A 6,532-nucleotide genomic window follows, 5' to 3' on the forward strand; every position below is an offset into this window, starting at 1 on the left:
ATTCTCAATTCCCGGGACAGGTTACGGATCACACCCTGCGCGGCGGAAGGCAGCCCAAGGTCTGTACCTTCAACCACGCCTTCGGCAAAACTGATCACCCGCGCCAGTCCGCGCGCCCAGTGATGACCGGTGCTGCAGGCTTCGATTCCGATCAGGCATGGCTCCAAACGCTCAAAAAAGGACAGAACCTGCGGGCGCCGAAGCGGCCGATTGAAGACCGTGTTCCCTTCTGAGGTAATCCCGTGAACCTGAAAGATGTTCTTGGCCGGATCAAGGCCGGCTGTTGCAACCTGCATTGGGCGGCCCCTCTTGTAGCAGTCAACGGCAACTGCATCATGGCGCATTGCGGCGCCGGTTGGAGCAGGGGCCATCAACCCCATCGGCTATAGTGAGCAGCATTTCGGCCAATCGGAGAAAGGAGCATGCTTTGCACCGCTACGAGTTGACGGATCGCTTCCGCGCCCTTCACGTCCCAGGCAAACCGGCAGTGATACCAAACCCCTGGGATATTTGATCGGCAAAGACAATGGCGCAGCCAGGTGCGCAGGCGCCGGCGGCAACCCCTTCAGGGTATGGCTTCACGCTGGGCCTGACCGATGGCGGCCAGATCACGCGCGACATCGCCCAGCAGCACGCTGCCAGTATCTGCGCATCGGTCAAGGTGCCGGTGAACGGCGATTTCGAAAACGGTTTCGGAGACGATCCCGAGACTGTGAGACTGGCAGCAGAGGCCGGGCTTTCTGGGGTTTCGGTGGAGGACACGGCTGTCCCGGGGACAAATTCCTATCCGTTTGATCCGGCATTGGCACGGATAGAGGCTGCGGGGATCGTGCTGACTGCCCGCTCTGATGGCTGGCTCATGAATGATTACGACCTAGCCGAGGCGCTGCGCCGCTGCCACGCGTTCGCCCAAGCAGGTGCAGATGTGATGTACGCCCCGCTGGTAGATACCGGAACCACCCGCGCGCTTGCCGCCACAGGCACACTCGTCAATCTGCTGGCCGCGGGTGCGATGCTGGAACGGGGCGATTTCACGATCCTGAAGGGGGACGCAAGCACGGCCGAGATTGATGCCATGTTAGCAGGGTGAGCCGCAAACCTGCCTTCGCCGACCTTTGCGTGCAATTCCCTCCCGGCAAAACCCGACATGCGGCAACAGGGGGCAGCCCCGGCGCTTCAAGCCTTGATTCAGCGGGCCGCCCTTCCGCAAGCCGGCCATTTTCTGCGGCTAGACCCAGTGAGAAACAGTGGACCACAATAACCATAAGAAAAGGCCGCCCCGGCTGGAGCGGCCTTTCCTAATTCGAACTCTCCGGCGCCTTAGGCTGCCAGCGCGTCCTGTGCCTGGCGCACGATGGCACCGAATGCCTCGGGCTCATGCACGGCCAGATCGGCCAGAACTTTACGGTCCACTTCGATACCGGCCAGGGTCAGGCCGTTGATGAAGCGGGAATAGGTCAGCGCTTCGTCGTGCGAACGGACAGCTGCGTTGATCCGCTGGATCCACAGCGCGCGGAAGTTGCGCTTGCGGTTCTTGCGGTCGCGGGTTGCATACTGGTTCGCCTTGTCGACGGCTTGACGGGCAACCTTGAAGGTATTCTTGCGGCGGCCGTAATAACCTTTGGCTGCTTTGATGACCTTCTTGTGACGGGCGTGAGTGACGGTACCACCTTTAACGCGGGACATATCTCAATCTCCTCTTAGCGGTCGTAGGGCATGAAGCCCTTGACGATCTTTGCGTCGGGTGCCGACAGGGTTGTGGTGCCGCGGGCGTCGCGGATGAACTTGCGGGTCCGTTTGATCATGCCGTGGCGCTTGCCGGCCTGACCTGCCATGACCTTGCCGGTCGCAGTCACCTTAAAGCGCTTCTTGGCGCTCGACTTTGTCTTCATCTTGGGCATTTCCGTCTCCTTCAATGCGGGTTCGCTAGACGCGCGACTCGGCATGCCTAAGAAAGGCCGGCCACGCGGAACAGAGCTGCCCAATACGCAATGCCTGCCTGATGGGCAAGCTGATTCTCTAAAGAAGGCGTCCCAGAACCCGGAAAAACGCATCCGGGATCTCGTCTATGCGGTAGCCGCTGGGTTTCATCATCACCGCATAGGCGATCAGACCGATCGCAATCAGAATGGTCACGACGGATGCCCGCGGCGGGCGCCGCTCACTGAAGGCCGACAGAATCGACGGCACCGAAAACCCGGCAATCACCAGACCCGCAATCAGCGGCAAATCCGTTTCCATACCACTCTTACCTCACACACTTGTGAGGTAAGGTTATTCCGGGTCGGTGCTGTAAATCAATCGCTCATCACAGGGCGCGATGCGCAGGATGTTTGTGGTGCCCGGCACGTTGAAGGGCACGCCCGCAGTGACCACGATCTGGTCGGTGTCTCCGGCATAGCCGCCGGAGCGCGCCGCCCGCGCCGCACTGACAACCGCACCCTTGAAGCGGTCCAGTTCCGGCGTCATCACGCATTTGCAGCCCCAGCTGAGGCACAGCCGCCGCGCCGTGGCGCTGACCGGGGTCATCGCGATGATCGGCACCCCCGGGCGTTCGCGCGCGGTCAGCAGCGCGGTGGTTCCGGATTGGGTAAAACAGCAGATCGCCTTGATCTCGGTCTTTTCCGCAATCTCTCGCGCTGCCGCCACAATACCATCGGCCACCGTGGTGCCCTTGGCCGAGCGCGAGGCGGCGATGATCTGGGTATAGGTCGGGTCTGCCTCGACCTCGACTGCGACCTTATCCATGGTCTGCACCGCTTCGATAGGATACTGGCCTGCCGCGCTTTCGGCGCTCAGCATAATCGCGTCGGTGCCCTCGTAGATGGCGGTCGCCACGTCCGAGACCTCAGCACGGGTCGGCATCGGGCTTTCAATCATGCTTTCCAGCATCTGGGTCGCCACGATCACCGGCTTGGCCGCGGCACGGCACTTGCGTACCAGCCGTTTCTGGATCGGCGGCACTGCGGCAACCGGCAGCTCCACCCCCAGATCGCCGCGCGCCACCATGATGCCGTCGGAGGCATCCAGAATAGCCTCGAAATCCTCCACCGCCTGCGGCTTTTCGATCTTTGACAGCACCGCGGCGCGGCCGTCCGCAAGCCCGCGGGCCTCAAACACGTCCTTGGCCCGCTGCACGAAGGACAGCGCCAGCCAATCCACACCCAAGGCGCAGACAAATTCCAGATCCGCCCGGTCCTTCTCCGACAGCGCCGCCAGCGGCAGCACCACGTCGGGCACATTCACCCCCTTGCGGTTCGAAATGGTGCCGCCGGTCTCCACCACGCAATCGGCAAAATCCGGGCCGCACGCCTCGACCGCCAATCGGATTTTGCCGTCATTGACCAGGAGATGCGCCCCCGGCTCCAGCGCCTGGAAAATCTCCGGATGCGGCAGGCACACGCGGTTCACGTCACCCTCCGCCTCATCCAGATCAAGGCGGAACTTGGCGCCTTCCTTCAGATCCTCGGCCCCATTGGCAAACACACCGACCCGCAGCTTCGGTCCCTGCAGGTCCGCCAGAATGGCAATCGGGCTGTCCAGATCCTGTTCCACCTGGCGGATGATCTTGTGCTTCTCGGCAATTTCAGGGTGGCTGCCGTGCGACATGTTCAACCGGAACACATCGGCACCCGCCTCATGCAGGGCGCGGATCGTTTCATAGGTCTCCGAAGCCGGCCCCAGGGTGGCGACAATCTTCACATTGCGCGAACGTTTCATAGGGGTCTTCTCCTCCGGACCTGAAATATGTTACCGCAAACAGCGTTCAGGGTGCTTATCCCTCAATTCCCATTCTGCCGCAACTCCCGTAAACAGCTTGCGGCAAAACATATCAGGCTCATGACATACACACCCTATTTTGTTCACGGCGCAGACCGTCCCGCACGCTGGCTGATCACCTGCGACCACGCAACCAACCATGTGCCGCCTTTTGCCGGCGGCGGCGACCTTGGTCTCCCGCACGAGGACATGGAGCGCCACATCGCCTATGACGTTGGCGCCTATGAGGTGTCCAAGCTTCTGGGCGAGATGCTGGACGCGCCGGTGGTGGCGTCGAACTTCTCGCGGCTGGTGATCGACCCCAACCGCGGCGAGGACGATCCGACCCTGCTGATGAAGCTTTACGACGGCACCATCATCCCGGCCAACCGCCACGCGGGCGAAGCCGATCTGAAGGAGCGGCTGGAAGGCTGCTACCGCCCCTATCACCGCGCCCTGGCGCGGCTGGCGGAACGCCCCCGCACGGTGATCGTTTCGGTCCACAGTTTCACCCGCCAGCTGCGCGGACGGCCCCCGCGGCCCTGGGAGATCGGCATTCTGTTCCCCAAGGGCGAGCGGTTTTCCCCTTTCGTGATCGACGAACTGAAAGCCGAGGGCGGCCTGTGCGTGGGCGTCAATGAACCTTACACCGGCTATCTGCCCGGCGACGCGATTGAGACCCACGCCACCAAGCCGGGCCGCCTCAACACGCTGATCGAGCTGAGGAACGACCTGATTGCCGAGCACAAGGGCCAGCACATCTGGGCCGAACGCCTGGCCTGTGTCCTGCCCAAGGCGCTGGAGACCTCTGGCCTCTGAACCGGAATCCGACGCGAATTCCGGTCAGGGAAAATCGATTTTTCCTGGCCGTTTTCCTCGAAGAAAAACGGCCCCGCGTTGCTAAACTGGCAGAAAATCCCCATATCCGTAACGGAAACGCGGGCGAAACGGGAAAGGAGTTATCATGACCCTGGACATCCTCTCTGCCTTTTTCGGCTGGCTGACCGTGCTGCATCTTGGCTTGTTCACCCTGTCTGCCCTTTTGCTGCTGGCCCTGCAGGATTGGGTCGCCGGCCTGCACGCCCGGATGTTCGGCCTGGCGCCTGCCGATGTCAGCCTCACCATCTACCGCTGGCTGGGCACCTATAAGATCGTGATCTTTGCCACCGCGCTGGGACCGTGGGTTGCGCTGCAGCTGATCTGACGCCCTTTGTGATCCCATTGCCCGCGCCGGCTTCGACTGTTAGGCCTGTGCCAGACGCCAATATTCACTCCGGAGCCACCGCCATGGACAAGCAAACCGAGACCGAAATCCAGGCCGCCGCCTTCCGCCGGTTGCAAAAGCACCTGATGGAAGACCGCACAGACGTTCAGAACATCGATCTGATGAACATGGCCGGTTTCTGCCGCAACTGCCTGGCGCGCTGGTACCAGGAAGCCGCCAATGAACGCGGCATCGAGATGGACAAGAATGAAGCCCGCGAGGTCTATTACGGCATGACCATGGCCGAGTGGAAAGCCAACTATCAGACCGAGGCGAACGCCGAAAAGCAGGCCGAATTCGAGGTCGCGTTCAAGGAAAACGTGACGGACAAGCGATAGGCTGGTCAGCAGGATTTTCAGGCCGCCGCGAGCGAACGGGCGGTTTCTGCGGCCAAAGAACGGCGGTGAGTATCACCGCCCCGCCCAGAACCGTCGTCAGGCCCGGACGTTCCGCCAGGATCAAAAAGGCTAGCAATGGCGCCAGCGGCGTCTCCAGCGCTGACAACAGCGCGGTTTCTGCCGCAGGCAACCGCCGCGCGCCCTCGCACAGCGTGACCGAGGCCACCGCAAAGACCAGCCCGAACAGCACCAGCACCGGCAGCTCCCCGGCTGGAACCTCTGCCACCGGCGCCATCAGGGCAGCCGCCGGCAACAGCAGCAACGAAGACACCGCGTTGGGCAGTGCTGCAGGCACATCAGGCCATTTGCGGTAGGCGGTCATAATCCCCGCCATCATCAGCGTCATGAACAGCGCCAAGGCATCGCCCGCCAGACTGCCCTGCCCCAGCGAGCCTGAGACAATGATCCCCACCCCGGCCAGCGCTGCAGCACTTGCCAGCAGCACCCGGCGCGCCGGTGCTTCGCGCAGCACCAGCCAAGCCAGTCCCGCAGCGGCCAACGGCGCTGCCGCATAGATCAGCGCCACATTGGCCACGCTGCTCAGCTTGAAGGCTGGAATAAACGCGGCACTGCCCGCAGCCCCCATCACCGCTATCAGCCAGGCGCGGCGGTCAAAAACCCGGGCTTCTCCTGCAAGCTGTCCGCGCAAGCCCAGATACGCCAGCGTAAACCCCGCTGCGGCCAGCCCGCGCCAGAAGATGATGACCCATGCTGCCGCCGTGACGGAACGGGTGAATATCCCCGCCGAGCTGAAGACCGCGGCAGAGACCGCAATCAGGAGTATTCCCGCCATACGCTGAGAGATATTGAGTGACATCAAGGCCCGGCCCTCCAGTTTTCCGGGCCTGCCTATCACTGCGCTGCTGACACCTGGGCGTCAGCAGCGGGCTGCCTGTCCGCATTGGATCGCGGCGCAGCCACTCCCATATTGTTTCATCCCGGCAATCAGCCTCTCCCGCGCCCGCGCGAAACTCCGGCCCATTGCGGATGAAGTGGATGGCTCCTGCTCCACCGGCGTCGTGATGCGCCATAATGCAGTTGTCATGAACTGCTAGGAAAGGAGCCAGCCAATGACAGTTAAAACCGTAGGTCTCGATCTGGCCAAGGACGT

General features: G+C 62.2%; 9 protein-coding genes and 1 pseudogene. 4 read left to right on the forward strand and 6 right to left on the reverse strand.

What is annotated here, in order from left to right:
- A pseudogene (locus A2I95_RS24635) lies at positions 1 to 296 on the reverse strand (hypothetical protein); the annotation flags it as partial.
- A gap of 230 nt (positions 297 to 526) precedes the next feature.
- Here A2I95_RS24635 and A2I95_RS24640 point away from each other — a divergent pair.
- Positions 527 to 1,090 carry an isocitrate lyase/phosphoenolpyruvate mutase family protein gene (locus tag A2I95_RS24640; RefSeq protein WP_291734100.1) on the forward strand — a complete coding sequence of 188 codons (564 nt, stop codon included), beginning with the start codon at positions 527 to 529 and terminating at the stop codon, positions 1,088 to 1,090.
- A gap of 230 nt (positions 1,091 to 1,320) precedes the next feature.
- Here A2I95_RS24640 and rplT read toward each other — a convergent pair whose 3' ends face one another.
- From rplT to pyk, 4 genes are all read right to left on the reverse strand, one after another.
- Complete coding sequence (gene rplT / locus A2I95_RS24645) at positions 1,321 to 1,686, reverse strand: 50S ribosomal protein L20 (protein ID WP_024088794.1); 366 nt, start codon at positions 1,684 to 1,686, stop codon at positions 1,321 to 1,323.
- 14 nt (positions 1,687 to 1,700) lie between these two features.
- Entirely contained in the window at positions 1,701 to 1,901 is a 201-nt protein-coding gene (gene rpmI / locus A2I95_RS24650) for a 50S ribosomal protein L35 (protein ID WP_027263382.1), read from the reverse strand.
- Between the two features lie 118 nt (positions 1,902 to 2,019).
- Positions 2,020 to 2,241 carry a hypothetical protein gene (locus tag A2I95_RS24655; protein WP_291734104.1) on the reverse strand — a complete coding sequence of 74 codons (222 nt, stop codon included), beginning with the start codon at positions 2,239 to 2,241 and terminating at the stop codon, positions 2,020 to 2,022.
- A 33-nt stretch (positions 2,242 to 2,274) separates the two neighbouring features.
- Complete coding sequence (gene pyk, locus A2I95_RS24660; protein WP_291734105.1) at positions 2,275 to 3,720, reverse strand: pyruvate kinase; 1,446 nt, start codon at positions 3,718 to 3,720, stop codon at positions 2,275 to 2,277.
- A gap of 120 nt (positions 3,721 to 3,840) precedes the next feature.
- Here pyk and A2I95_RS24665 point away from each other — a divergent pair, with 120 nt between their 5' ends.
- The 3 genes from A2I95_RS24665 to A2I95_RS24675 all read left to right on the forward strand — a co-directional run bounded on the left by A2I95_RS24665 (position 3,841) and on the right by A2I95_RS24675 (position 5,361).
- Positions 3,841 to 4,578 (forward strand): N-formylglutamate amidohydrolase, encoded by a 738-nt coding sequence (locus tag A2I95_RS24665; RefSeq protein ID WP_291734106.1) that lies wholly within the window; start codon positions 3,841 to 3,843, stop codon positions 4,576 to 4,578.
- 145 nt (positions 4,579 to 4,723) lie between these two features.
- The gene (locus A2I95_RS24670) at positions 4,724 to 4,963 is read left to right on the forward strand and encodes a DUF6868 family protein (protein ID WP_291734108.1); all 240 of its coding nucleotides are present in this window, start codon (positions 4,724 to 4,726) and stop codon (positions 4,961 to 4,963) included.
- Positions 4,964 to 5,046: 83 nt separating this feature from the next.
- Complete coding sequence (locus A2I95_RS24675; protein ID WP_291734110.1) at positions 5,047 to 5,361, forward strand: DUF1244 domain-containing protein; 315 nt, start codon at positions 5,047 to 5,049, stop codon at positions 5,359 to 5,361.
- Here the strand turns inward: A2I95_RS24675 and A2I95_RS24680 are convergent.
- Positions 5,333 to 6,238, reverse strand: a complete 906-nt coding sequence (locus A2I95_RS24680) for a DMT family transporter (RefSeq protein WP_291734113.1) — start codon at positions 6,236 to 6,238, stop codon at positions 5,333 to 5,335. The genes A2I95_RS24675 and A2I95_RS24680 overlap by 29 nt on opposite strands.
- Positions 6,239 to 6,532: the final 294 nt, after the last annotated feature.

The organism is Leisingera sp. F5 (assembly GCF_001593695.1).